General features: G+C 65.6%; 23 protein-coding genes and 3 pseudogenes. 9 read left to right on the top strand and 17 right to left on the bottom strand.

From position 1 onward, the window contains the following. Nucleotides 1-59: 59 nt before the first annotated feature. From fic to ACD584_RS01615, 3 genes are all read right to left on the bottom strand, one after another. Nucleotides 60-1,178, bottom strand: coding sequence for a protein adenylyltransferase Fic (gene fic / locus ACD584_RS01625; protein ID WP_076037471.1), 1,119 nt, complete (start codon nt 1,176-1,178; stop codon nt 60-62). A 166-nt stretch (nt 1,179-1,344) separates the two neighbouring features. Further along, entirely contained in the window at nt 1,345-2,361 is a 1,017-nt protein-coding gene (locus ACD584_RS01620; RefSeq protein WP_040940356.1) for a 3-oxoacyl-ACP synthase III, read from the bottom strand. A gap of 101 nt (nt 2,362-2,462) precedes the next feature. Continuing rightward, nucleotides 2,463-2,783 (bottom strand): DUF4156 domain-containing protein, encoded by a 321-nt coding sequence (locus ACD584_RS01615; RefSeq protein WP_014509441.1) that lies wholly within the window; start codon nt 2,781-2,783, stop codon nt 2,463-2,465. 387 nt (nt 2,784-3,170) lie between these two features. Between ACD584_RS01615 and ACD584_RS01610 the strand changes: the two genes are divergently transcribed. Beyond that, nucleotides 3,171-3,629, top strand: a complete 459-nt coding sequence (locus ACD584_RS01610; protein ID WP_070689347.1) for a hypothetical protein — start codon at nt 3,171-3,173, stop codon at nt 3,627-3,629. 54 nt (nt 3,630-3,683) lie between these two features. Further along, nucleotides 3,684-4,160: a tRNA (cytidine(34)-2'-O)-methyltransferase gene (locus ACD584_RS01605; protein ID WP_011035465.1), complete on the top strand. Its 477-nt coding sequence runs from the start codon at nt 3,684-3,686 to the stop codon at nt 4,158-4,160. Nucleotides 4,161-4,169: 9 nt separating this feature from the next. On the opposite strand, the pseudogene ACD584_RS01600 reads toward ACD584_RS01605, so the two are convergent. From ACD584_RS01600 to poxB, 3 genes and pseudogenes are all read right to left on the bottom strand, one after another. Further along, nucleotides 4,170-4,505, bottom strand: a pseudogene (locus ACD584_RS01600) (MFS transporter); the annotation flags it as partial. After that, a pseudogene (locus ACD584_RS01595) lies at nt 4,502-4,738 on the bottom strand (two-component sensor histidine kinase); the annotation flags it as partial. The pseudogenes ACD584_RS01595 and ACD584_RS01600, both read right to left, overlap by 4 nt. 40 nt (nt 4,739-4,778) lie before the next feature. Beyond that, nucleotides 4,779-6,488 (bottom strand): ubiquinone-dependent pyruvate dehydrogenase, encoded by a 1,710-nt coding sequence (poxB, locus tag ACD584_RS01590; protein WP_175611886.1) that lies wholly within the window; start codon nt 6,486-6,488, stop codon nt 4,779-4,781. A 366-nt stretch (nt 6,489-6,854) separates the two neighbouring features. On the opposite strand from poxB, the gene ACD584_RS01585 reads away from it, so the two are divergent. After that, nucleotides 6,855-7,451: an Ax21 family protein gene (locus ACD584_RS01585; RefSeq protein ID WP_012437016.1), complete on the top strand. Its 597-nt coding sequence runs from the start codon at nt 6,855-6,857 to the stop codon at nt 7,449-7,451. A gap of 481 nt (nt 7,452-7,932) precedes the next feature. Here the strand turns inward: ACD584_RS01585 and ACD584_RS01580 are convergent, their stop codons facing one another. The 6 genes from ACD584_RS01580 to ACD584_RS01555 all read right to left on the bottom strand — a co-directional run bounded on the left by ACD584_RS01580 (nt 7,933) and on the right by ACD584_RS01555 (nt 11,976). Continuing rightward, nucleotides 7,933-8,958 (bottom strand): NAD(P)H-dependent glycerol-3-phosphate dehydrogenase, encoded by a 1,026-nt coding sequence (locus ACD584_RS01580; protein ID WP_011035460.1) that lies wholly within the window; start codon nt 8,956-8,958, stop codon nt 7,933-7,935. A gap of 17 nt (nt 8,959-8,975) precedes the next feature. Beyond that, the gene (gene secB / locus ACD584_RS01575; RefSeq protein ID WP_011035459.1) at nt 8,976-9,488 is read right to left on the bottom strand and encodes a protein-export chaperone SecB; all 513 of its coding nucleotides are present in this window, start codon (nt 9,486-9,488) and stop codon (nt 8,976-8,978) included. A 109-nt stretch (nt 9,489-9,597) separates the two neighbouring features. Then, nucleotides 9,598-10,035: a rhodanese-like domain-containing protein gene (locus tag ACD584_RS01570; RefSeq protein WP_012437015.1), complete on the bottom strand. Its 438-nt coding sequence runs from the start codon at nt 10,033-10,035 to the stop codon at nt 9,598-9,600. Between the two features lie 88 nt (nt 10,036-10,123). Beyond that, the gene (locus ACD584_RS01565) at nt 10,124-10,546 is read right to left on the bottom strand and encodes a hypothetical protein (protein ID WP_012437014.1); all 423 of its coding nucleotides are present in this window, start codon (nt 10,544-10,546) and stop codon (nt 10,124-10,126) included. 30 nt (nt 10,547-10,576) lie between these two features. Then, nucleotides 10,577-11,047 (bottom strand): YiiD C-terminal domain-containing protein, encoded by a 471-nt coding sequence (locus ACD584_RS01560; protein ID WP_012437013.1) that lies wholly within the window; start codon nt 11,045-11,047, stop codon nt 10,577-10,579. A gap of 119 nt (nt 11,048-11,166) precedes the next feature. Beyond that, nucleotides 11,167-11,976 carry a glycosyltransferase family 25 protein gene (locus tag ACD584_RS01555; RefSeq protein ID WP_076037474.1) on the bottom strand — a complete coding sequence of 270 codons (810 nt, stop codon included), beginning with the start codon at nt 11,974-11,976 and terminating at the stop codon, nt 11,167-11,169. Between the two features lie 184 nt (nt 11,977-12,160). Between ACD584_RS01555 and ACD584_RS01550 the strand changes: the two genes are divergently transcribed. The 3 genes from ACD584_RS01550 (at nt 12,161) to ACD584_RS01540 (ending at nt 15,304) form a co-directional block, all read left to right on the top strand. Then, nucleotides 12,161-12,961 carry a uroporphyrinogen-III synthase gene (locus ACD584_RS01550; protein WP_076037475.1) on the top strand — a complete coding sequence of 267 codons (801 nt, stop codon included), beginning with the start codon at nt 12,161-12,163 and terminating at the stop codon, nt 12,959-12,961. A gap of 103 nt (nt 12,962-13,064) precedes the next feature. Further along, nucleotides 13,065-14,042 (top strand): uroporphyrinogen-III C-methyltransferase, encoded by a 978-nt coding sequence (locus ACD584_RS01545; RefSeq protein WP_076037476.1) that lies wholly within the window; start codon nt 13,065-13,067, stop codon nt 14,040-14,042. Next, the gene (locus tag ACD584_RS01540) at nt 14,039-15,304 is read left to right on the top strand and encodes a heme biosynthesis protein HemY (protein WP_076037477.1); all 1,266 of its coding nucleotides are present in this window, start codon (nt 14,039-14,041) and stop codon (nt 15,302-15,304) included. The genes ACD584_RS01545 and ACD584_RS01540 overlap by 4 nt, the downstream gene beginning before the upstream one ends. 55 nt (nt 15,305-15,359) lie before the next feature. Here the strand turns inward: ACD584_RS01540 and ACD584_RS01535 are convergent, their stop codons facing one another. Together ACD584_RS01535 and ACD584_RS01530 are read right to left on the bottom strand one after the other, a co-directional pair. Beyond that, on the bottom strand, nt 15,360-15,902 hold the full coding sequence (locus tag ACD584_RS01535) for a hypothetical protein (protein WP_175611737.1): 543 nt from the start codon (nt 15,900-15,902) through the stop codon (nt 15,360-15,362). A 122-nt stretch (nt 15,903-16,024) separates the two neighbouring features. Beyond that, nucleotides 16,025-17,320 carry an acetyl-CoA C-acetyltransferase gene (locus ACD584_RS01530; protein ID WP_012437008.1) on the bottom strand — a complete coding sequence of 432 codons (1,296 nt, stop codon included), beginning with the start codon at nt 17,318-17,320 and terminating at the stop codon, nt 16,025-16,027. 88 nt (nt 17,321-17,408) lie between these two features. On the opposite strand from ACD584_RS01530, the gene ACD584_RS01525 reads away from it, so the two are divergent. After that, nucleotides 17,409-18,293, top strand: coding sequence for a hypothetical protein (locus ACD584_RS01525; protein WP_175611738.1), 885 nt, complete (start codon nt 17,409-17,411; stop codon nt 18,291-18,293). Next, nucleotides 18,290-18,727 carry a VOC family protein gene (locus ACD584_RS01520; RefSeq protein WP_016944701.1) on the top strand — a complete coding sequence of 146 codons (438 nt, stop codon included), beginning with the start codon at nt 18,290-18,292 and terminating at the stop codon, nt 18,725-18,727. Before ACD584_RS01525 ends, ACD584_RS01520 begins: the two co-directional genes overlap by 4 nt. A gap of 1,185 nt (nt 18,728-19,912) precedes the next feature. On the opposite strand, the gene ACD584_RS01515 is transcribed toward ACD584_RS01520, so the two are convergent. The 3 genes and pseudogenes from ACD584_RS01515 to ACD584_RS01505 all read right to left on the bottom strand — a co-directional run. Beyond that, complete coding sequence (locus ACD584_RS01515) at nt 19,913-20,560, bottom strand: superoxide dismutase family protein (protein WP_116923809.1); 648 nt, start codon at nt 20,558-20,560, stop codon at nt 19,913-19,915. A 48-nt stretch (nt 20,561-20,608) separates the two neighbouring features. Next, nucleotides 20,609-21,211, bottom strand: a complete 603-nt coding sequence (locus ACD584_RS01510; protein ID WP_070689325.1) for a superoxide dismutase family protein — start codon at nt 21,209-21,211, stop codon at nt 20,609-20,611. Between the two features lie 201 nt (nt 21,212-21,412). Continuing rightward, nucleotides 21,413-21,592: pseudogene (locus ACD584_RS01505) on the bottom strand (hypothetical protein); the annotation flags it as partial. Here ACD584_RS01505 and ACD584_RS01500 point away from each other — a divergent pair. Then, nucleotides 21,512-21,874 carry a hypothetical protein gene (locus ACD584_RS01500; protein ID WP_175611739.1) on the top strand — a complete coding sequence of 121 codons (363 nt, stop codon included), beginning with the start codon at nt 21,512-21,514 and terminating at the stop codon, nt 21,872-21,874. The pseudogene ACD584_RS01505 and the gene ACD584_RS01500 overlap by 81 nt on opposite strands. Nucleotides 21,875-22,210: the final 336 nt, after the last annotated feature.

Genomic DNA, 22,210 nt, shown 5'->3' with positions numbered 1-22,210 from the left:
GTCGCGCGTGTCCACACTAAGGGAAGAGCAAGATGCACTGGATGCTCTGCTCGGACGCATTAGTGCCGATACGTGTGAGGCAAGGCGTAACGTTGTGCCGCGTGAGCATTGTCGGAAAGCAGGCGCAAGTATGCAGGGTGTAGAAACAACTTCTCCTTGCCCATTCGCTGTTCACGTAGAACACCGATATCCACGAGCTCACGCAGATACCGCGCTGCGGTTTCACGTTTGGCGATGCCGGCATCCACCACGTTCTGGATACGGCAGTACGGCTGACTGAAAAGCACATCCACCAGTTCGCGGCTATACGTTTTTGGACGCTCGGCACGGACCCACTCGCACGCATGTTCATGCAGTTGGCGGATAGCATCGATCTTGGCACTGGTCCAACGTGCCGTATCGGCCAACGCATCCAGCATGTAGGCGATCCAATCAGACCATGCGCCCTCGCGCGTGACGGCCAGCAACAAACGGTAGTAGTCCGCTTTGCGTTCGATGATGTAACGCGACAAGTACAGGACCGGCTGATCCAGCAAATTCTGTTCAACCAGCATCAGCAGATTGAGAACACGCCCGGTGCGGCCGTTGCCATCGGTGAAGGGATGGATAGCTTCGAACTGATAATGCGCGACTGCCATGCGAATCAACGGGTCGACCTCGGGGACGTCATGGATAAACCGCTCCCAGTTGGCCAGCTTTTCGCGCAATACCGCTTCCCCGGCCGGCGGCATATAGATCACTTCACCAGTCTGTTGATTGGCCAGGGCGGTACCCGGCACACTCCTCACCTGCATCTGGACGTTTTTGATGCGCGTGCAGACAATCTCGGCAGTCCGCGTGGACAGTGGGCGCTCGCGCAGCGAAATGAAACCCTCTTGCAACGCGGTGCGATAGCGCAGCGCCTCGCGTGTTGCGGGGTTTGCGGCGTCCTGATGGTCGGCGTAGCGGAACAACTCGTCCGTGGTGGTGACGATATTCTCGATCTCCGAACTCGCCTGTGCTTCCAGAATGGGAATGGTATTGATCAGCACCGCCGGATTCGGCAGATGCCCCGTGGCTTGTCGCAGCGAGGCCAGTGCCTTGTGCGCTTCGATACACGCCTTGAGCAATACGCGGGTCTCAAGCTCCACCGCGGGAGGCAACGGCGGCAGGTCGTTATAGGGACGCCGGGGATCCATGCGGAGCGCTCATGTCGACTGAATCGACATGATGCACCCAACATGTCGATAAAAATACAATCTCACGCATGACGAGACAGGAGTGCATGCGACCTGCCTTTGCAATCACTGCGGCGACTACCCAACCGCACTGCCGGCCATCCCTTCCCGGGATGGCCTGGCGCCTTCACCAAACCACTTCGGCCATCGAGCAGTTCAGGCCCGAACCGATGCCGAGCAGCGCGATGCGATCGCCCTTCTTCAAGCGGCCCAGTTCCTTGAGCTTGCTCAACACGATCGGCACCGAGGCCGGGCCGATGTTGCCGTGCTCACCAAAGATGGTCATGACCTTGGCCGGGTCGATGCCGAAGGACTTCACGAACGCCGCCGTGTGCGGGCGGCTGACCTGGTGGATGACGAACTGGTCCAGTTCCTCCACGGCCCAGCCCAGCACCTGCTTGGCGGCCACGAAGGTTTTCTGCGCCAGCTTGATGCCTTCGATCAGCAGCAGGCGGGTGTCGGTGACCATGCGGTCCAGGTTGCCCCGGCACAGCTTGTTCCACTCGGTGGCCGAACGCGTCACGCCGCCCTTGTAGCGCGGCGCGTCGGGAACCAGCTCCGAACGTGCCATCACCATCGCGGCCGCACCGCAGCCCAGCGTCAACGCAGCGAGTTCGTTGCGGAACTCTTCTTCGGTGACGTCCGGCGAGGTCATGCGCTCGAGGGTTTTTTCGTAGACAAGGTTGGCGGTTTCGCCATCCACGACCAGGGCGTAGTCGATCTCGCCGCGTTCGAGCATGCGCGCAGCGATGTCCATGCCATTGATGAAGGCAAGACAGGCGTTGGCCACGTCGAAGGTCATGCAGTGGTCGCTGACACCCAGGTTGCCGGACACGATGGAGGCCGTGGACGGCTCCAGGTAATCACGGCTCACCGAGGTGTTGACCAGCAAGCCGATCTTCTCGATGCCGATGTTGGCATCGATCAGGGCCTTGCGGGCAGCCTGGGTGGCGGCGTCCGATGCCTGGACATCCTGGTCCCACAAGCGCCGTGCATGGATACCGGCAACATCGCCCAATACGTCGGTCTTGATCCCAAGACGGTCGTAGGTCGGTTGCAGGCGCTCGTTGATTTCCTTGGAAGTCAGCGTGTGCGGCGCATCAATATGCGCCAGTCCCGCGATGGAGACATTCTGGAAGAGCATCGAAGTAGCGCCATGGCGTCAGGCGAGGGGGCGCCATTCTATCTGCTGGCCGCTTTTACCGCATCTTTACATTTGCCCCGCGCTCGCCCCAGCCCAACGGTTCAGCGCGGCGGGCACCGGAACGCGTTGAAACGCTGGCTGCCATCGAGCGGCTGGCCTTGCGCCTGCACGGTGTTGGCGTTGGCGCCGGGCGCCTCGTTACGCGCAAGGGTTTCCAGTTCTTCCTGCACCCGCAACGGGTTGCGATTGTAGAAACCGACCTTGCTCTTGACCGTCACCACCACTTCGCCCTGCTGCTGACAGCCAGCTGGCACAGGGCCTGCGGGCAGGACCTGCACGCCTTTGCCGCTCTGTTCGATGGGAACCCAGGTGCAGGCCGCGGTGGTGGCGGCAACCAGAACAGACAGCAGGATCACGCGCATAAGACAGACACCTGAGGGCAAAGCCGGATTGTGCCGTAGCTGCCTGAATTGGCAATAAGGCGTGCTACCGAGAGGCAACCGGCAGCCCCCGGTGTGCGCTGCGCTCCCGCCCAGGCCTTGGCCCGGCGCGTCCGCCTGGCCGATGTGGTGTCCGCGTGTCCGGATGCGGACAGCCCCATGCAGCACCGCCGCCTTCAAAAACAACGACTTAAAGATAGCACGGCGATTGCTCTGGTTATCGCAGCCATCCCGACGCCCCGTGCGCTGCCAGCAAATATGACTGCACGCTGAACAAAATAAAAACAGCACCGAAAGTTCTTGCAGCTACCGAAACGGTGTACTACCTTACTACCACACCACTGATCACCCACACCAAGAGACCTCGCCATGACCACCAAGACCCTGCGCATCGCCCTCGCCGCCGCCCTGATTGCCGGCGCCTCCTTTGCCAACGCGCATGCCGCTTCCCTCACCACGCTGGACACCGTGCAGGTGCGCCCGGCCGCCGACCAGATCGCCCAGCAGACGCTGGAGCGCAGCAGCGGCATCCGCACCTTGACCGCCGTGCAGGTGCGCCCTTCGACCGAGCAACTGGCTGCCCTGGCCGCCGAACAGGCCGGCCCGCGCATCGTGACCCTGGCCGCCGTGCAGGTGCGTCCGACCGCCGAACAACGCGCCGACCTGCTGGTGCATACCGCTGCCGCCACCGCGCAGGCTGCCACCGGCCACGCCGCTGCTGCACTGGGTGCGCTGGTCGGCCAGGTCATCGTCAACCTGCCGGTGCCGCAGCTGCAGCCCACCCCGGTCGAGCTGGAAGCACTGGTCAGCGCCACCCTGGGCCAGTAACTGCCGGCCGGTCATTACCGGCCAGCCCATGCGCGGCGCAGCTACACTGCGCGCATGTCAGCCCCCGTCCTCGATGTCATCCTGTTCCAACCCGAAATTCCGCCCAACACGGGCAATGTGATCCGCTTGTGCGCCAATACCGGCGCGCGCCTGCACCTGATCGAGCCCCTGGGCTTTGACCTCAGCGACAAGCAGCTCAAGCGCGCCGGCCTGGACTATCACGAATACGCGCGTCTGCAGGTGCATCCGGACCTGCCCACTGCGCTGGCCACGCTCGCACCCAAGCGCGTATTTGCGCTGAGTACCCGCAGCACCGTGCGCTATGACACACCGCAGTTTGCCGATGGCGATGCCTTTCTGTTTGGCCCCGAAACACGCGGCCTGCCGGCCGAGGTGCTGGAGTCCATCCCGCCGCAGCACCGGCTTCGCCTGCCGATGCGCCCGGACAATCGCAGCCTCAATCTGTCCAACACCGTGGCGGTGATGGTGTTCGAGGCGTGGCGACAATGGAACTTCACAGGCGGGCAGTAGCCAGGCGTGTCACCTCGCCGCGCCGGCAGCCAATGCCTGTTTGAGCACCGTGTGGCAGCTCGCCCAGAGCGCAACCGCGAGCAGCGCGATGGCGCCCAGCACCAGAAACGCGGTGCGGTAGCCGAAGGCGGCACTGAGCCAGCCGCCCAATGCAGGGCTCAAAGCAGCACCGATCCCTTGCACGGTCATCACCGCGCCCTGGCCCACGTTGACCCGGCCGGTGCCATGCAGCAGCCGCGCGACCAATGCGGGGACCACCACGCTCTGCAAGCCGGCGCCCAGGCCATCGAGCATCTGCACTGGAAACACGCCCCAGCCTTCGATCAGCGAAGCGGCCACCAGCGCACCACCACCGCGGCCAACCCCGCACCGTTATCGCCCGCGCGGGCGGCCTCGCTGGCACCGGTGTAGCGCTGCACGATGCGCCCGCACTACGCCTGCAGTTGCTGGCGTGCCTGGTCCAGGCGCACGGCTTAGGTCTGCTGATACAGCCCATAGAGCATGCTGGCCACGCCGATGCACGCGGCCACGATCACGGTCCAGATCAGCAACAGTTGCCGCAACAACGAACGGGGCATGGGTGCGAAAGGAGACGTGCAGTGTGCGCGCAGCGCGGTGTCAGCGCAGGTTGGTCTTGGCCAGCGCCAGCACCTCATCGCCCCGCCCGCTCATCACCGCCTTGAGCAGATACAAGCCCATGCCCTTGGCCTGTTCCAGCTTGATCGCCGGTGGCACCACCAGCTCCTGCATGGCAATGCGCACGTCGACCAAGGCCGGGCCCGAATGCGCGAACGCCTGGCGCAGTGCCCGCTCCAGCTGCGAGGAGGTCTCCACGCGCAGCCCCAGGATGCCCATCGCATTGCTCATCGCGGCGAAATCCGGATTGCGCAGCTCGGTGCCGGTATCCAGATAGCCGGCCGCCTTCATTTCCATCGCCACAAATCCCAGCGACGCGTTGTTGAACACCACCACCTTCACCGGCAGGTTCAATTGCGCCAGCGAAATGAAGTCGCCCATCAACATCGCAAACCCGCCATCGCCGGAGAGCGAAATCACCTGCCGCCCCGGGCAGGCCGCCTGCACACCCAGCGCCTGCGGCATCGCGTTGGCCATCGAGCCGTGGTTGAAGGAACCCAGCAGGCGGCGCTGTCCGTTCATGCGCAGATAGCGCGCGGCCCACACCGTCGGCGTGCCCACGTCGCAGGTGAACACCGCATCTTCGTCGGCAATCTGGCTGATCAGGCGGGTGACGAATTGCGGATGCAGGGGCTCGCCTTCGTCCGCCGGCACCGCCAATTCGTCCAGCCCCTCGCGCGCCTTGCGGTAGTGCGCAAGCGACTTGTCCAGAAAGCCGCGCTCCTCGCGCCGCTCCAGTTGCGGCAACAGCGCAGCGATGGTTTCGCCCACATCGGCGGCAATGCCCAGCTGCAAGGGCGTGCGACGCCCAAGTGCAGCCGGGTCACGGTCCACCTGCACAATCGTGGCGTCCTTCGGATAGAACTGGCGATACGGGAAATCCGTACCCAGCATGATCAAGGTGTCGCAATTGAGCATGGCGTGATAGCCGGAGCTGAAGCCGATCAAGCCGGTCATGCCGACATCGAACGGGTTGCTCCACTCCACATGCTCCTTGCCGCGCAGCGCATGCACGATCGGCGCGCCCAGCGTGTCGGCCAGCGCCACCACCGCATCGTGCGCCCCGGCACAGCCGCTGCCGCAGAGCAACGTCACCGCCTTGCTCTGCTGCAGGATCTCCGCCAGTTGCTGCACGTCCTCGGCCGCCGGCAGCAGCCGCGGTGCACGTAGCACGGGCCACGCGGCAGAGAGGTGTTTATCGACCTCCATCAGCGCGATGTCGCCGGGGATCACCACCACGGCCACGCCTTGCTGCAGGATCGCTGTGCGCATCGCACGGTGCAGCACCTCCGGCAACTGCGCCGGGTTGGTCACCAGCTCGACGAAGTGGCTGCATTCGCGGAACAGCTCCTGTGGATGCGTTTCCTGGAAATAGCTCAGGCCGATCTCGGACGACGGGATATGCGCGGCGATGGCAAGCACCGGCTGCCGGCTGCGGTGGCAATCGAACAGCCCATTGATCAAATGCAGATTGCCCGGCCCACAACTACCGGCGCACACCGCCAGCTTGCCGGTCACCGCAGCTTCGGCCCCGGCCGCGAATGCCGCCACCTCTTCGTGGCGCACATGCATCCATTCAATGCTCTGCATCTCGCGCAACGCATCGGTCAGCCCATTGAGACTATCGCCGGTCACCCCCCAGATTCGCTCCACCCCGGCACTTTCCAGCGTTTCGGCCATGAACCGCGCCACCGTCTTCTTCTTCGCCACGATGCTGCTCCGCTTCTTCTGGGGACACCTATGCTCCCGGTGCGCGCGTATCGGCGATGTGCTTGCTTGCAACAGCGTAATGCAGGATTTGCAGTGTTTTTGTGCGAAACCTACACGCCATCATCACATCGCTAGGATGCATGTAACGCTGCGTCACGCTTTGCACGTGCGCTACTCGCATACGCTGACAGCCACAAGAAAGCGCAGCTGAACTTGGCGCGATGATTCATCAACCGGTCAGCTCCAAATTCATGTCGCGTTCCATCGAATAACGGAGAATTTACATCTCGGCAGCGAACGGCATTCGCCTCAGCGCCGGCCCAAACCATAAGTACAGGTATCTCGACCATGAAGACTTCTCTGCTGGCCCTCGGCCTTCTCGCTGCCCTGCCGTTTGCGGCCTCCGCTGCCGAAAACCTCTCCTACAACTTCGTCGAAGGCGACTACGTGCGCACCCCGACCGAAGGTCGCGATGCAGATGGTTGGGGCGTGAAGGCGTCCTATGCCTTCGCTCCGAACTTCCATGTGTTCGGCGATTACAGCAAGCAGAACGCCGACGACAACGACAGTGTGTTCGAGAGCTCGAACTCCGACTTCCAGCAGTGGGGCGTCGGTGTTGGCTACAATTACGAGATCGCAACGAGCACCGATTTCGTTGCCCGCGTTGCCTACCGCAAGCTGGACCTGGACACCCCGAACATCAGCTTCGACGGCTACAGCGTTGAAGCCGGTCTGCGTAACGCCTTCGGCGAGCACTTCGAAGTCTATGCCCTGGCTGGCTACGAGGACTTCTCCAAGAAGCGTGGCGTCGACCTCGGCGACAACTTCTACGGCCGCCTTGGCGCCCAGGTGAAGTTGAACCAGAACTGGGGCATCAACGGCGACATCCGTATGGATGGCGACGGCAACAAGGAATGGTCGGTCGGCCCGCGCTTCAGCTGGTAAGCCGCACGTTTGACTGCAGCGCGACTCTCTCCCGCGCTGCATCGGAAGCCCGGTCCCCCGACCGGGCTTCTTTCTTTTGTGCGATCGGAGTTGCATGCGCATGCATGCGCCTGTGCAAGCCTGCACGTTTCGCAGACTCGGCTTCCCAGCGCCGAAGCTGACACGTGTGCACACGACAGCTTCTGCCGCGTCACCCTGGCGCACTGGCCGAAAGCACCGTGTTGCTGATACGCCTCCCTAGTCTTGGCGCGCAACGCGCAGCACTGAAGTCCTGCGATAGACACGCGTCGCCAATCCGGCGTACGGCCCTAAGAGCATGTAGAACCCGAGACTGCTCAGCACACGCTTGCACAGTCAGCGCTGGTAGCAACCTGGCCTCGTTTGCACTACAGCGGCAGCATGGAACGCGCCGCACCAACAAAAAGCCCGGCAATGCCGGGCTTTTTGTTGTCTTGGACCACGTGCGCAACGCACGCAAAGCTCAGGTAAACAAGGTCTGCGGATACTCGGGCTTGCGCTCGCGTGCCAGCAATTCCTTCAATCCCGCTTCCGGGGTGATCTCGCCATGCAGGACTGCACGCACTGCGTTGGAGATCGGCAGCTCGATGCCATGCTGCTCTGCCTGACGCATGACCTCGTCGGCGGTCTGCACCGATTCGACCACCTGGCCGATCTCACGGATGGCATCGCTCAAGCTCTGCCCGCGTCCCAGCGCCAGACCCAGCCGCCGATTGCGTGACAGATCACCGGTGCAGGTGAGCACCAGATCGCCCAGGCCAGCCAGGCCCATCAATGTTTCCGGCCGTGCGCCGATGACCGCGGCCAGGCGCAGCATTTCGTTCAAGCCGCGCGTGATCAGGCCGGCACGGGCGTTGAGGCCTAGCTGCATGCCATCGGCCACGCCGGTGGCAACCGCCAGCACATTCTTCATGGCGCCGCCCAGTTCGGCACCGACCATGTCATCGCCGGTGTAAGCGCGGAAAGTGGGCCCGTGCATGGCATCGGCCACCACCTGCGCAAACGCGGCGTCATCGCCGTGCACGGTGATCGCGGTCGGCAGGCCCAGGGTGACTTCCTTGGCGAACGAGGGCCCGGTCACCACGGCCAGCGGCACGCTGGGGCCAAGGATGTCGCGCGCAACCTCATGCAGGAAACGCCCGGATCCCGGCTCGAAGCCCTTGGTGGCCCAGGCGATGCCCGCGCCAGCCGGGCGCAGCGGCGCGAGCAGCTTGATTGTTTCGGTAAACGCGTGCGACGGCACCACCACCAGGATCCAGCTGGCGCCAGCGATGGTCTGCTGAAGATCGGTGGTCGCGCGCAGGCTGTCCGGCAGGGCAATGCCTGGCAGATAGCGAGGGTTCTCGTGGGTGCGGTCGATGGCATCCACCATCGCCGCATCGCGGCCCCAGAGCACGGTCGGGTGACCGTGCCGGGCAACCAGCGCCGCCAGGGCCGTGCCCCAGGAACCGGCGCCGAGAACGGCGATTTTCTGTGTCGGATCGCTCATCCGGTGCGCAACAACGCTTACGCGTTGCCGGCCGGCTCGGAATCGGCCAGCGAGGTTTCGCCCTGCGAACGCTGGCGCAGGGTTTCGGCGTACAGCGCTTCGAAGTTGATCGGCTGCAGGTAGAACGGCGGGAAGCCACCGGCCTGGATCAGATCGCTGACCAGGGTGCGCACGTACGGGAACAGGATGTTCGGGCACTGGGTGCCGAGCAGCACGTCGATCGCCTGCGGCTCCAGGCCGACCAGGCCGAACACGCCAGCCTGCTGCACTTCGGCCACGTAGGCAGTCTTGCCACCGGCGGTGCAGGTCAGGGTCACAGCCAGCACGACTTCGAACGCGTTGTCGTTGAGGCGCTGCACCTTCTGGTTGAGGTTCAACTGCAGCTCGGGCTGGTTGGCGTCATTGAAGACGGCCGGGGCGTTCGGCGATTCGAAAGAAACGTCCTTGACGTAAATCTTTTCGATGGTGAAAGCGGGGCCAGCAGCGGCGTCGGCCGGCGCAGCGGCGCCGTTGAGGATTTCGTCGGACATTCCTAACTCCAGAAAACGGTTCGATGGATGCAACGTTGAGTGATGCAGACGTGAAAACGCAGTATCTCACGCAAGCAATGGGGGCTTGCGCGGCGCCTCACAAGGCAGATCAGGCGCGGCCCTTGACCAGCGGCAGCTCGGCCATCTGCCAGGCGGCAATGCCGCCCTCCAGCCAGTAGACCTGCTCGAAGCCGGCCTTCTTCAGCGTCTTGGCAGCGCCGGCAGAGGCGTTGCCGCTGCGGCAAACCACCACCACCGGCGAGGATTTGGCGTTGGCGAGCAACTTGCCGGCCGGGTCGAACTTGGCCAGCGCCACGTTGCGGCTGCCGGCGATGTGGCCTTTTTCGAAATCGGCAGTGGGCGACAGATCAATCACCAGCGCATTTTCGCTGTTGATCAGGCGGGTCAGCTCGGCCGGCTTGAGCGCGCGATAGCCGCGGAACAGGCGCGCGATCTCGGTGACGATGATGGCGATGGTCAGGCCCACCAGGGCCAGCGACAGCATGGGGTTGCGGCCCACAAAGGCCTGCAGCTCTTCGAAATTCACTGAGATCACGGTCGATGAAGCGGGCGGGAATTGTCGCACAGCTGGCGTACGCGACGGCCACTGCCACGCTGGGTGGACAGGCGGAAGGCTATTGGCCCTGCCACAGGTCCGGCAGGCCGGTGGTCAGCCACCAGCGTTTGCGCTCGGCATCCCAGTGCCACACCTCGATGCTGCGGACCAGCCGCTCGGCCTGGGTATTGCGGTTGATCACCCGCAGCTCGACCTCCCGGCGCAAATCGCCGGTGTCGGTCTCGCCAACGCGCAGTTCGCGGTAGCCGGAAATCTGCACCTGCTCGTAGCGCGAGCGTTCCAGCTCGCTGAGCGGGTGGGCCTGCGCATAGGTCGGCTCGATGAAGCCCTGCGCGGCATCGAAATCGCTCCAGCGCACCGCCGCCGTGTAGGCGGCCTGAGTGGTTTCCAGCGCACGCGCCTGCGCCCGGCTGCCGGCGGTGGCCAGGCCGCTGACCAGGACCAACCCCAGCAGGACCACCATTCCCATCACTGCACGCATGCGCCTTCCCCCAAGGACCAGGCCCGCATCCTACCGTTTTGGAAAGGCCACGAACCGCCCGCTCAGCGTCGCCGCCGCCGCACCCGACTCCAACGCCACCTGCGCGCGCATGTCGATGCGTGCCTTGCCGCGCTGGCGGAAGGTGGCCAGAAACACCTCCCAGTTGCCGGCCGCCGATGGCGCCGCGTCTGCCACCAGCTCTTCGTACACCGGTGCGACATAGCGCAGCTGGCTGTCGGCCACGTACACATCGGCATCGTGCCCGGCCAACTGCAGCTGCAAGGTCAACCATCCCCACCCGGCCAGTGTCATCAGCGAGGCCAGACTGCCGCCGAAGGCGTTGGCCTTGTCGTTGACGTTGGCCTGCAGCGGCGCGCGCAGTCGCAAGGCCCCGTCATGCAGCCCGTCCACGGCAATGCCCATCGACAGCACCGGTGGCATGGCGACGAACTGCTGCTGCAACGAGTGCAGGGCGGATGCGAGCGTGCACGGAAGGGTCATCGGCAAAGGCTGCAAGACGGCGAAGGGTTGGCATCATGCCGCAATGTCCTGCGAGCGTCTTGTGCACCTAAATGACATGCGGTACCGCATGGTAAAACTGCTCTCATGCAGTACCGCACTCAGGGTACGAAGGTGACCTTCCGATAGCCTTGCGCTACACGGAGCAATGCGGTCGCCTTGGCCTTCCATCGCCCGCTGCGCTGCTTCTGTGCCTGTGTCAGCGGTGCATCGATGGTGCTGGTGAACACGATCTGTTCGGGCGCCGTGTGGAAGAACTTGTCCTGGATGCAGGCCGCCGGCGAAAGCTGGTAAGTCGACAATTGCTGCGCCACCGGTGACTCGTTCCAGCCAAACATAAAGATGTCGGCCATGGTGTGACAGCGCGCTTCGGCAGCCAGCAGCAGCCGTGCCGCATCGCGGCTGATGATCAGCGCACCGGCGCAGACCGGCCAGCAATGCTGGAACGTCGATGGACGCACCCGCCGCAACTGGCGGCCCGCCACGGCGGTGACCTTGCCTTCGAGCTTGATGCGGTTGTAGGAAGGTTCCAGCCGCACGATGCTGCTGCCGCCAGGCAACCAATCGGTCGTGCGCAATAGCGCCGGCAACGCGTCGGACAGATGCATATCGTCTTCGAACACCGCGGTGTAGGCGTCGTCGGAGTTGGCCGCAATGCGCCACGCCGCCTGATGGCTCAGGAAACAGCCGATATTGGACGCGGTCCACGTACGCGGGCCGGTGCTGAAGGCATCGCCGGAACCTTCCAGCGGCCGCTGGCGCGCGAAGTCGGCAATTTGCTCGGGTGTGAGGGTGCGTCCATCGACCGCCGCAATGCGTTCGAAGGGCACACCCAACGGCTGGAAGCGGGCCGACATGGCGCGCAATCGGTCGTCGCACCGCTGCATGTTGATGAGGTAGGACTTGATCACGGCACCGTTCCGGGTTTTTGGTGCCCCAAAGCGTGTCGTGATTCACAGTATTTGCAAGTAGTTACGAAATGAGACTAATGTTTTACTTGGGAGTGCGCGGCGGACTCGCACTGCATCGGCGGAAGGCCCGCTGGTTCCATACGCAAAGGACGACATCGACAGCAGCCGACCCGACCCGGTCTGCGTGCTGCTCTCGCATAATCCCGAGATGACCCACACGCGCACAACTGCCACGTCCTGGACCCTGCTGTCGCTGCGTCCCAGCGGCGAGCACGCGCCACTGCGGCGTGCGGTGGCCCGGCATGGCGGCCAGTTGCTGGCGGTGTCGCCATGGCGCCTGCAGATCAACGACACGCCGCAGGCACGCGATGCGCTGCGGCACGCACTGGGAGCGCCGATTGTCGTGTTCACCAGCCCGGCCGCCGTGCATGCGGCGCACCGGTTGCTGCCCCTGCAGCGGCCTGAACCGGCCCAGTGGGCAAGCGTGGGCGAAGGTACGGCGCGGGCGCTGCAGACCTGCGGGATCGACGCGGTGGTGCGCCCGGCGCGCATGGACAGCGAAGGCCTGCTGGCACTGCCGGCGTTCAATCCCCCGCTGCACGCCGTGGGCCTGGTCACCGCGCCCGGCGGCCGCGGCATGCTGGCACCGGCGCTGGAGCAGCGCGGTGCGCGGATCCTGCGCGCAGATGTGTATCAGCGTGTTGCGCTCCGGCTGCGCGCATCGACGCTGCATGCGTTGGAGGCCGCGTTGCCACGCAGCGTGATGGCCTTGAGCAGCAGTGAAGCGCTGATGTTGATCGTGCAGCAGCTGCCGCCGTCATTGGCCACTGCATTGAAGATCCGCCCGGTGGTCGCCTCCAGCGACCGCATGCTGGAAGCCGCGCGCGCTGCGGGCTTCGTGCAGGTCCATCGCGCCGAAGGCCCACTGCCTGCGCAATTGGCGGCCGCCGCGGCTGCGATCATGACGCCGCCGCCACCTTGCTGAACTGCGGACTCAAGCACAGCTTGCAGGTGTCTGTGGCCACACGCCATGCTGTGGCGGATGACTGCGGCGCCTGCGCCTGTCGTGACCGCCCGAGGATGCCCGAATGACCGACATGCCCGCTCCTGCGCGACGTTTCCCCCTGGCCCGGCTGCTGCTCGTCGTGGCGATCGTGGCCGTGGGCGCGGCGCTGTTTCTCGGGTGGCGCGCATGGCAGAGCTACCAGGACACCCAGATCCAGGCCACCCAGGCGCAGCAGCAACGCTGGGACGGGACCCAGCAACTGCTCGACACCCTGCGCCGCGACCAGCGTCTGGCCAACGAACGCCTGCAGGATGCCGCCGCCACCAACCGCGTGCTGCGCGATGAAATGCTTGGGCTGAGCCAGCGCAGCGCATTGCTCGAAGACACTGTGCAGAAGTTGGCCGATCCCAACCGGCATGGCGCCCAGGCGCTGCGGCTGGACGAGGTGGAATTGCTGCTGCGGCTTGGCCAGCAGCGGCTGAGCATCGCCGGCGATGCCGATGGCGCACGACGCGCCTACGCCTTGGCCAATGGCGCGCTCAACGGCATCGACGACCCGGGCTATCTCAATCTGCGTCAGGCGCTGGTGCAGGAGCGCGACGCGCTCGATCGCCTGGGTCCCGGCCCGCAGGCGCAGGTTGGTGAAGGGCTGGATCGCCTGGCAACGGACCTGCAGCGCCTGCCCGAGCAGAGCGCGCAGGACAGCGAGGCCGCACTGCCCTGGTGGCAGAAGGCCCTCTCGCCCCTGGTGGAAATCCGCCCGAGCCGTGGCGATGCGTTGATCACCGGCGGCGAGCGCACGGCCGCGCGCGATGCGCTGCAGATCGAAGTCAGCGTGGCACGTGCAGCCGCCGAGCGCGGTGATGCGCAGGGGTTCGCGCAGGCCTTACGGCGCGTGGACACCTGGACCACGCGGCTGTGGCCAGACTCGCCACAGCGCCGCCAGGCACGCACGCGCCTGCGCGAACTGCAACAAGCGCCACTGCGTCCGCGCCTGCCGGAACTGGGCACCACCCTGCTGCAACTGCAGGCCATGCGTGAAGGGAGATCCACACAATGAAAGTGCTGCGTACCGTCTTGATCCTGCTGGCTGCCGTGGCGCTGGGTGTGCTGGGCGCGCAATGGCTGTCGCACCAGAACAGCTACGACCTGGGCAATGTGGTGGTCAGCGTGGGCGGCAACGATTACCGCACCGCCATGCCGCAGGCGGTGCTGATTCTGGTCATCGCGCTGCTGGTGCTGTGGCTGTTGTGGACGTTGATCAGCCTGCCGTTCCGGGTCTGGGGCAAATACCGCCGCAAGAAGGGCCGTGCGCGCCTGATCGAAGGCCTGCGCGCTGCCGATCACGGTCAATGGCAGCGTGCCGAGCGCCTGCTGGTCAACGCCAGCGAGGACGAAGAAGTCAGCGGCATCGCCTTGGCCAGCGCCGTGCGCGTGGCCGATGCGCGCGGTGACGTGGCCTCGGCCACATCGCTGGCGCAGCAGTTGGCCGAGCGCGACCCCACCGCACACGCACTGCTGCAAGGCGAGCGGCATCTGGCGCAGCAGCGCCCGGTCGATGCGATCAATGCGCTCGACAGCGCCGCCGCCCAGCCGCTGCCGGCCCGCGGCCTGTTGCTGCGCACGCATGCACTGGCGCAGATCGGACGCGCCGACGAGGCCTATGGCCAACTCGGCGCCCTGCGTCAGCAGGCGGTGTTGGCGCCGGAGGCCTACAGCGCACTGGAAGCCACATTGGCCGAGCAGACCTTGCTGCAGGCCGGCGATGCCAACGCCCTGGCCGAACGCTGGGAAGCGTTGCCGAAAGCACTGCGCACCTACCCGGCGGTCGTTGGCGCCTATGCCCAACGTGCGGCCGTGCTGCACTGGGACGATGCCGCGGTGCACAGCCTGGAACAGGCGCTGGATACGCAGTGGGACGAATCGCTGGTGCGCCTGTACGGCGTGTTGCCGCTGGAAAAATACGATTCGCGGCGTGCCAGTGCGCAGCGCTGGCTGACCCAGCATCCGGACAGCCCCGGGCTGCTGCTCACCCTGGCCCGCCTGTCGCGCCATCAGCAACAGTGGTCGCAGGCCGAAGAATTCCTGCACCGCGCACTGGCCAATGGCGCCGGTGCCGATGCCTGGGAAGAACTGGGCCACGGGTTTGCAGCGGCCGGTGATCTGCTCTCCGCGCAGCACTGCTACGCCAACGCACTGCGCGCCGCGCGCGGCGAACCGGTGCTGGAGATCATGCCGCAGCAATCCATCCGCGGCCCGATCGTGGTGGCCCATGAAACACCCCCATCCGGCCCGATCACGCCGGACGATCGCCTCGTGTAATCGCTGCAATTGTTCGGCCTTGCAGCGGCGCACGCCACGGCTGCGCCACATTGCATCAACGCTGGCGCTTTGCCTGCGGCAGTGGCGGCAGATCGCTCAGGAATGCATCGCAGGCACCCAGATACCGTGCCTGCACGTGGTCGACCTGCGTCGGCGACAACACGCGCGACCCCAGGGGGCCGATCAACAGCATCACCGCCATCACGCCGGCACCGATCAGCCACCGGAACTGGCTATCGATCGAGAGCCCGCACACCAGCAATGCCAACACCGATGCCATCGCCACTGCGACATAACGCACGCGGCGGCGCTCGTGTTGCGCGCACAGGGTAAGCACGTGCGCGCTGCGCTTGCGTAGCGCGATGGCCAGGATCACGTACGGCAGCACGCCCAGCAGCAGCGCCGCGTAGATCACCGGATGGTGCCAATGAAAGATGTAGCGACGTGGCGGCATGTCGGCCGGCGCGTTGCACTTGACGCACCGTGGCGGCAGATTGGCGCCCGCCGTACACACCAGCGCGTCGCCCTCGCGCCACACATCGCCGTTCGCCGGCGGCAGGTACAGGCTGGGTGGCTCGCGGAACTCGTCAGTCGACATCCATGCGTCCTTGCAGGTTTGGGATTGGAGATTGGGAATTGGGGATTCGTAAAATCAGGAGTCCGCGTCTGCTTTTGCGAATCCCCAATCCCGAATGCCCAATCCCACGCTGCGCAGCAGCGTCAGCGCTCGACGATGGCCACCACGCCCATACCGCCGGCGGTGCAGATCGAAATCAACGCACGGCCGCCGCCGCGTTCTTCCAGCTGCTTAGCGGCCGTTGCCACCACGCGCGCGCCGGTGGCGGCGAAGGGGTGGCCGGTGGCCAGCGACGAGCCCAGCGGGTTGATCTTGTCCGGGTCGATGCGGCCCAGCGGCGCGTCCAGTCCCAGGCGATTGCGGCAGTAATCCTCGCTCTCCCAGGCGCGCAGCGTGCACAGTACCTGCGCGGCGAAGGCTTCGTGGATCTCGTAGATGTCGAAGTCCTGCAAGGTCAGCCCGTGCCGCGCCAGCATCTGCGGCACCGCAACCGTGGGCGCCATCAGCAGGCCCTCGCCATGCACGAAATCCACCGCCGAGACCTGTGCATCGCGCAGGTAGGCCATCGGCGTGTGGCCATGGGCCAGCGCCCAGGCTTCGCTGGACAACAGCACCGCGGCGGCGCCATCGGTGAGCGGGGTGGAATTGGCGGCGGTGAGCGTGCCGCGGCCAGAGGTCTTGTCGAACGCCGGGCGCAACGTGGCCAGCTTTTCCAGCGAGGTGTCGGCGCGCAGGATGTTGTCGCGCGACACGCCACGGAACGGGGCAATCAGCGCATCGAAAAACCCGCGCTCATACGCAGCCGCCAACTTGTGGTGCGAGGCCACCGCCCATTCGTCCTGCGAATCACGCGAGATGTTCCATTCCTTGGCCATGTCTTCGCAGTGTTCGCCCATGCTCTTGCCGGTGCGCGGCTCGGCCACGCCGGGGAACTCGGGCTTGAGCTCGCCCAGCTTGAAACCACGCAGCAGCGCCTTGAGCTTGTCGCCGGTGGCCTTGGCGCGGTTGGCGGCCAGCAGGCGCGCCCGCAGCTTCTTGCCGTAGACGATCGGCACCTCGGAGGTGGTGTCCGAGCCGCCGCCGATGCCCGAGTCGATCTGCCCCAGCGCGATCTTGTTGGCGATGGTGATTACCGAATCCAGGCTGGTGCCACAGGCGCGCTGCAGGGTGATGCCCGGCGTCAGCGGCGACAGGCCCGACGACAGCGCGGCTTCGCGGGCGAGGTTCCAGTCGGAGGAATGCTTGATCACCGCCCCCATCGCCACCTCGCCCAATTGCTGGCCATGCAGCCCGAAGCGTTCGACCAGCGCGCCCAGCGTGCGCACCGACATGCCCAGGTTGCCCACGTCCGCGTATGCGGTGTTCTGGCGACAGAACGGGATACGAACGCCGCCCAGGATGGCGACGGGACGGGCTGCGGGCATCGGCTGACCTTGCATGAGGGACTCGGGGACATGGCCTGCACAGGGCCGGCAGGCATAATGGCCGCAGTGTAGCTTCGACCCTGTGATGGGCCAACCGCGAATCATGAGTACGACCGAATACGGCATGACCGCCATGGGTGTCCTGGCGCTGGAACTGACGGGCGGGACCGCCCCCACGCGTGGGGCGCTGGCGCCTGCGCAGGCCGGCATGCTGGCCGAGCGCATCGGCCGCGACCTGGCCCAGTGGATTCCTGAAGTCCGCGCGCTGGAGCTCAGCGTGGCGATGGCGCATTTCGATCCCGCCGAAGTGCTGCGACCGGGCTGGCCGCTGCACCGCCGCCTGGAAGAACTGCATGCACGCGCCCCGGGCCGCGATGAAGGCCCGCGCGTGCTGGCATTCGGTGCCGATGCGCACGGCGAGATTCCGCTGCCATTCCAGGCCGATGCGCAGCTCACCGGCGGCGGCCTGCGGGTGCTGCCGTTCCTGTTCTCCGGTGATCCGCAGACGCTGGCGACCGTGGCCGATGCCATGGAAGAAGTGCTGCTGGCGCAGGGCATGGCCCAGGCCGATACCGCGTTGTTGGCACAGGAAAGCTTCGGTGCGCGTATCGAGCACGCGCGTTATCTCACCGGGCACGACCTGGCGGCGATGATGTCGATGCAGTACGACAACCAGGGCCTGGCGCCGCTGTGGCCGCTGATCGAAGCCGCGCTGCTCGCCCCGCAAACTGAAGAGTGGCTGGATCAGTCGCCCGAGCCGGTGCTGCGCTATGTCGGCGGCGAAGTGCGCATTGCCTTGTTCGACCCCGCTGGCTGGTGCGACCACTACGCACACGAGCGCGAAAATTGCGAACGCCTGCGCGGCGTTTATGAGCAATACCTCGCCCGTCAGCGGCAGATGGCTGCCGTGCTGGAAGCCCATGGCTTGCCGGTGCTGTACGTGCATGTGGAGCCCGGCCAGGATCCGCGGCAGGCGCTGGCCGCATGACCTCGGCGCCGGCCTCCACCGCACCCGCCCTGCGCGGGATGCTGGAGACCGGCGTGTATGTGGCCGATCTCGACCGCGCCTGTGCGTTCTACGCGCAGGTGCTGGGCTTGCAGCCGATGCACCGCGATGCACGCATGGCCGCCTATGCGGTTGCGCCTGCGCAGGTGTTGCTGCTGTTCCTGCAAGGCAGCACGACCACCACCGTCCGCCTGCCAGGCGGCACCATTCCGCCGCACGACGGACACGGGCACACCCATTACGCGTTGGCGATCGCCACCGAGTCGCTGGCGGCCTGGGAAGCGCATTTGCACGCGTGCGATGTCGCCATTGAAGGCCGCACGCAGTGGCCAGACGGTGGCCACAGCGTGTATTTCCGCGATCCCGACGACCATCTGGTCGAATTGGCGACACCGGGGCTTTGGCCTAATTATTGAGGCGTTTTTAATTGGTGCGGTGCGCCTATCGCGGCGTGCTGTGTGCTGTGTGCTGTGTGCTGTGTGCTGTGTGCTGCGCATGGGATCAAGAACGCGCGTCATCAGACCGATTCAACTGGCTTGGTGAGCAGGCGGCAGTCTCGTCGCGCCAGGCGCTTGAATACATCTCGGTCCTAAGCGCGCGAGTCAACATTGCACGCGTAGGAGCGCGCTTGCGCGCGATGTGGCGTTATCGGTGAGGGCGCGTTCCCGGTAAAGCTTCATCGCGCGCTAGCGCGCTCCTACGGTGCTAAGTGTTCTGCAGGCATCGCGTTACACCCATGGTGTGCGATAGCAAGCGGTCGCCCTGTTGATGCGCAGGTTGCTGAGTGCATCGCCGCCGTCGGCTCGTGAGCCGCCAAGACACTGGTAGGAGCGCGCTTGCGCGCGACGGGGCGTTATCGGTGAGGGCGCGTTCCTAGTAAAGCTTCATCGCGCGCGAGCGCGCTCCTACGGTGCTACGTGTTCTGTAGGCATCGCGTTGCACCACGGTGTGCGATAGCAAGCGGTCGCCCTGGTGACGCGCAGGTTGCTGAGTGCATCGCCGCCGTCGGCTCGTGAGCCGCCAAGACACTGGTAGGAGCGCGCTTGCGCGCGACGGGGCCTTACCGGGAGGCTGCGCCTTCGGTGAAGCTTCATCGCGCGCTAGCGCGCTCCTACGGTGCTACGTGTTCTGCAGGCATCGCGTTACACCCATGGTGTGCGATAGCAAGCGGTCGCCCTGTTGATGCGTAGGTTGCTGAGTGATCGCCGCCGTCGGCTCGTGAGCCGCCAAGACACCGGTAGGAGCGCGCTTGCGCGCGATGAAGCGTTATCGGTGAGGGCGCGTTCCCGGTAAAGCTTCATCGCGCGCAAGCGCGCTCCTACGGAGCTGCGTGTTCTGTAAGCATCGCGTTGTACCCACGGTGTGCGATAGCAAGCGGTCGCCCTGGTGATGCGCAGGTCGCTGAGTGCATCGCCGCCGTCGGCTCGTGAGCCGCCAAGACACCGGTAGGAGCGCGCTTGCGCGCGATGTGGCGTTATCGGTGAGGGCGCGTTCCCGGTAAAGATTCATCGCGCGCAAGCGCGCTCCTACGGTGCTACGTGTTCTGTGGGCATCGCTGTGTGGTCACGCCGTGGCATCCACCGCGGCGTGACCATTGACCATTACTTGGTCGGTGCGGGCGCGTTATCAGTGGTGATCACGCCGCAGGCCAGGCGGGCGCCGGCGTTGCCGGTGGGCTGGGTCTTGTAGTCGTCCGGGTCGGCGTGGACGATCACGGCGTGGCCGGCGATGTCGGACTGGTCGGCCTTGCCCAGGTTGACGTTGCTCGCCACCGGGCCGTCGATGCTGGCATTGCCCTGCGCATCGGCCTTGATGTTGGGCATGTCGCCACCGTGATGCGGGTCGGCGCCGACCATGCCGTGGTCGGTCTGGGCCGGGTTGAAGTGGCCGCCGGCGCTGCTGCCGTCCGGCGCACTGCAGTCGCCCTTCTCGTGGATGTGGAAGCCGTGCTCACTGTTGGGCTTGAGCCCGCTCAGTTGGCCGGTGACCCGCAGCGCGCCGTCCACGGTCTTGAAGGTGACTGTGCCCTTGACCTCATTGCCCTTGGTCGGTTTGAGCTCGGCGGTAGCGGTGGTGGTGGCCGCCGCTTCGGTGACCATCGAGGCGGCATGCTCGCCGCCGTGGGCGGCTTCGGCCGGGGTGCCGGCCTGCGGGGCGGGCGCTGGTTCGGCCGGGGCGGGCTCGTCGCGTTTGCAGGCCGTCAGGACCAGCGCGGTGGCCAGGAACAGGGTGGTGGGAAGAATACGCATGAATCACTCCTCAAAAGACGCCGCGGGGGCGGCATGGGTGCCCACGGCTCAGGGCTGCGAAGGCGGTGTCTGCCACTTGGTGGCACGGATGACGCCACAGGCCAGCCGCGCACCGGCGTTGCCGCTGGGCTGGCTGCGGTAGTCGTCGGCATCGGCATGCACGATCAGCGCCTTGCCGAGTACGTCGCTGGGCGCGGCGTCGCCCAGGGTGATATCGCTCAGGATCATGTCCAGATGCGCCACGCCTTCCGCGTCGGCGCGCAGGTTGTCCATGTCGCCCAGATGGTGGGTACCGTTGCCGGCACGGCCGTGCGCTGCGCCGGTGGGATTGAAATGCCCACCGGCGCTGCTGGCATCGGCCGCGCTGCAATCGCCACGCTCATGCACATGGAAGCCGGCGACCGCACCGGGCCGCAGACCACCGACGGTGCCGGTGAGGCGAATGCCGCGCAGCGCAGGCACCAACACCACCCGGCCACTCACCAGGCTACCCGAGGCCGATGCCAGCGGCGCTTCGGCCTGCTGCACCGCGCGCACGGGAACCACCCGCGCAGGCACCGGCGGCGGCGTCGGGGGCGCAGGTGGCGTGCTGCTGCAGGCAGCCAGTGCCAAAGCGGTAAGGGCAACGACGGTGGACGACCGGTAGCGCATCGAGCTGTTCTCCTGATCAGGCTGAAACCTATGCGGGCGCATGTTCACGTGTCATGAAATGCGCCGTGTGGCAGGCCGGCAGTGTACGGTGACAGACGCGGATGGAGTCACCGATGACGGGGGGCGCCGGTGCTGATTGACTAATGCGCGACGTGCAACCCGTGATGCGGCATGCGCGCGGCATCGGTTCTGCAGGCAGCAGTGCAACCCGAAGCGCCGTGACCACGCAATCGACACACCCGGCGGCAGTGCCACATCGCGTGCCTGCGCCAGCGCATCGAAGCGCTGCAAGGCCTTGGCATGGAAGGCCGCCTCGCCGGCATCGGCGGGCAATGGGCCAGCGGGATAGGCCTCAAGCGCATCGCGCACCGCGCCGATCAGGTGCTGACGTACGCGCGTCATGCGAGAAACCGGTGCGGCACGGCGCTACAGGCAAGCGGCGTGCGCGGGTTGTGCGCAGGCTGCGGTTTCCAGCGTTTTGAGCAGTGCAGCTACAGGGTGATCGACTGGCAATCCACTCATCTGCAGATGCGCAATTCCAGGGCGCACCGACTGCCTGTCGCCGCCATGTCCAGCGCCCGCACGATCAATGGGTTGGACTTCTCCCGGCGCAATCAACGCGAACGCCAAACGCGCGGTAGCCAGATACGACTGCATGCATAGCGCGTCTAGCGACTGCTGCGGGCTCGCCGCAAACAGCTGCAACGCGCGGAAGTGACATGATGCTCACGTGGTTGCCGTCGCCGATGTCGCGCACGCGTACGATCAGCGGGCGGGACTTTCCACGGCGCATTCAACGCGAATGCCGCATGCGCACTAGCCCGATACGACTGCATGCCTCGCGCGTCTAGCGCCTGCTGGCGCACGCCGCAAGTCGCTGCAGCACGCGGGACTGACATACGTTCCCCTCTGCACAGATTGATGCAGCACCTGGCCTGCTTGGCCGTGGCGTTGTTGTGTGCGCGCCGTTGGTGAGCAGGACACTCAATGGCGCACAGC

This window comes from Xanthomonas sp. NCPPB 2922 (genome assembly GCF_041520885.1).
In the GTDB taxonomy this organism is placed as follows: domain Bacteria; phylum Pseudomonadota; class Gammaproteobacteria; order Xanthomonadales; family Xanthomonadaceae; genus Xanthomonas; species Xanthomonas campestris.
Note: the sequence above shows the minus strand (reverse complement) of the source record. Positions and strands in the feature narration are given on the sequence as shown.

Bases quoted from the DNA above. Each gene is read 5' to 3' on its own strand.
- ACD584_RS01610 (WP_070689347.1), top strand. From the start codon at position 3,171: ATGACCACCAAGACCCTGCGCATCGCCCTCGCCGCCGCCCTGATTGCC.
- ACD584_RS01585 (WP_012437016.1), top strand. From the start codon at position 6,855: ATGAAGACTTCTCTGCTGGCCCTCGGCCTTCTCGCTGCCCTGCCGTTT.
- ACD584_RS01530 (WP_012437008.1), bottom strand. From the start codon at position 17,320: ATGCAAGGTCAGCCGATGCCCGCAGCCCGTCCCGTCGCCATCCTGGGC.
- ACD584_RS01620 (WP_040940356.1), bottom strand. From the start codon at position 2,361: ATGCTCTTCCAGAATGTCTCCATCGCGGGACTGGCGCATATTGATGCG.
- ACD584_RS01605 (WP_011035465.1), top strand. From the start codon at position 3,684: ATGTCAGCCCCCGTCCTCGATGTCATCCTGTTCCAACCCGAAATTCCG.
- ACD584_RS01500 (WP_175611739.1), top strand. From the start codon at position 21,512: ATGGAAGGCCGCCTCGCCGGCATCGGCGGGCAATGGGCCAGCGGGATA.
- ACD584_RS01545 (WP_076037476.1), top strand. From the start codon at position 13,065: ATGACCGACATGCCCGCTCCTGCGCGACGTTTCCCCCTGGCCCGGCTG.
- ACD584_RS01515 (WP_116923809.1), bottom strand. From the start codon at position 20,560: ATGCGTATTCTTCCCACCACCCTGTTCCTGGCCACCGCGCTGGTCCTG.
- ACD584_RS01535 (WP_175611737.1), bottom strand. From the start codon at position 15,902: ATGTCGACTGACGAGTTCCGCGAGCCACCCAGCCTGTACCTGCCGCCG.
- ACD584_RS01525 (WP_175611738.1), top strand. From the start codon at position 17,409: ATGAGTACGACCGAATACGGCATGACCGCCATGGGTGTCCTGGCGCTG.
- secB (WP_011035459.1), bottom strand. From the start codon at position 9,488: ATGTCCGACGAAATCCTCAACGGCGCCGCTGCGCCGGCCGACGCCGCT.
- fic (WP_076037471.1), bottom strand. From the start codon at position 1,178: ATGGATCCCCGGCGTCCCTATAACGACCTGCCGCCGTTGCCTCCCGCG.
- ACD584_RS01580 (WP_011035460.1), bottom strand. From the start codon at position 8,958: ATGAGCGATCCGACACAGAAAATCGCCGTTCTCGGCGCCGGTTCCTGG.
- ACD584_RS01560 (WP_012437013.1), bottom strand. From the start codon at position 11,047: ATGACCCTTCCGTGCACGCTCGCATCCGCCCTGCACTCGTTGCAGCAG.
- ACD584_RS01540 (WP_076037477.1), top strand. From the start codon at position 14,039: ATGAAAGTGCTGCGTACCGTCTTGATCCTGCTGGCTGCCGTGGCGCTG.
- ACD584_RS01565 (WP_012437014.1), bottom strand. From the start codon at position 10,546: ATGCGTGCAGTGATGGGAATGGTGGTCCTGCTGGGGTTGGTCCTGGTC.
- ACD584_RS01520 (WP_016944701.1), top strand. From the start codon at position 18,290: ATGACCTCGGCGCCGGCCTCCACCGCACCCGCCCTGCGCGGGATGCTG.
- ACD584_RS01510 (WP_070689325.1), bottom strand. From the start codon at position 21,211: ATGCGCTACCGGTCGTCCACCGTCGTTGCCCTTACCGCTTTGGCACTG.
- ACD584_RS01615 (WP_014509441.1), bottom strand. From the start codon at position 2,783: ATGCGCGTGATCCTGCTGTCTGTTCTGGTTGCCGCCACCACCGCGGCC.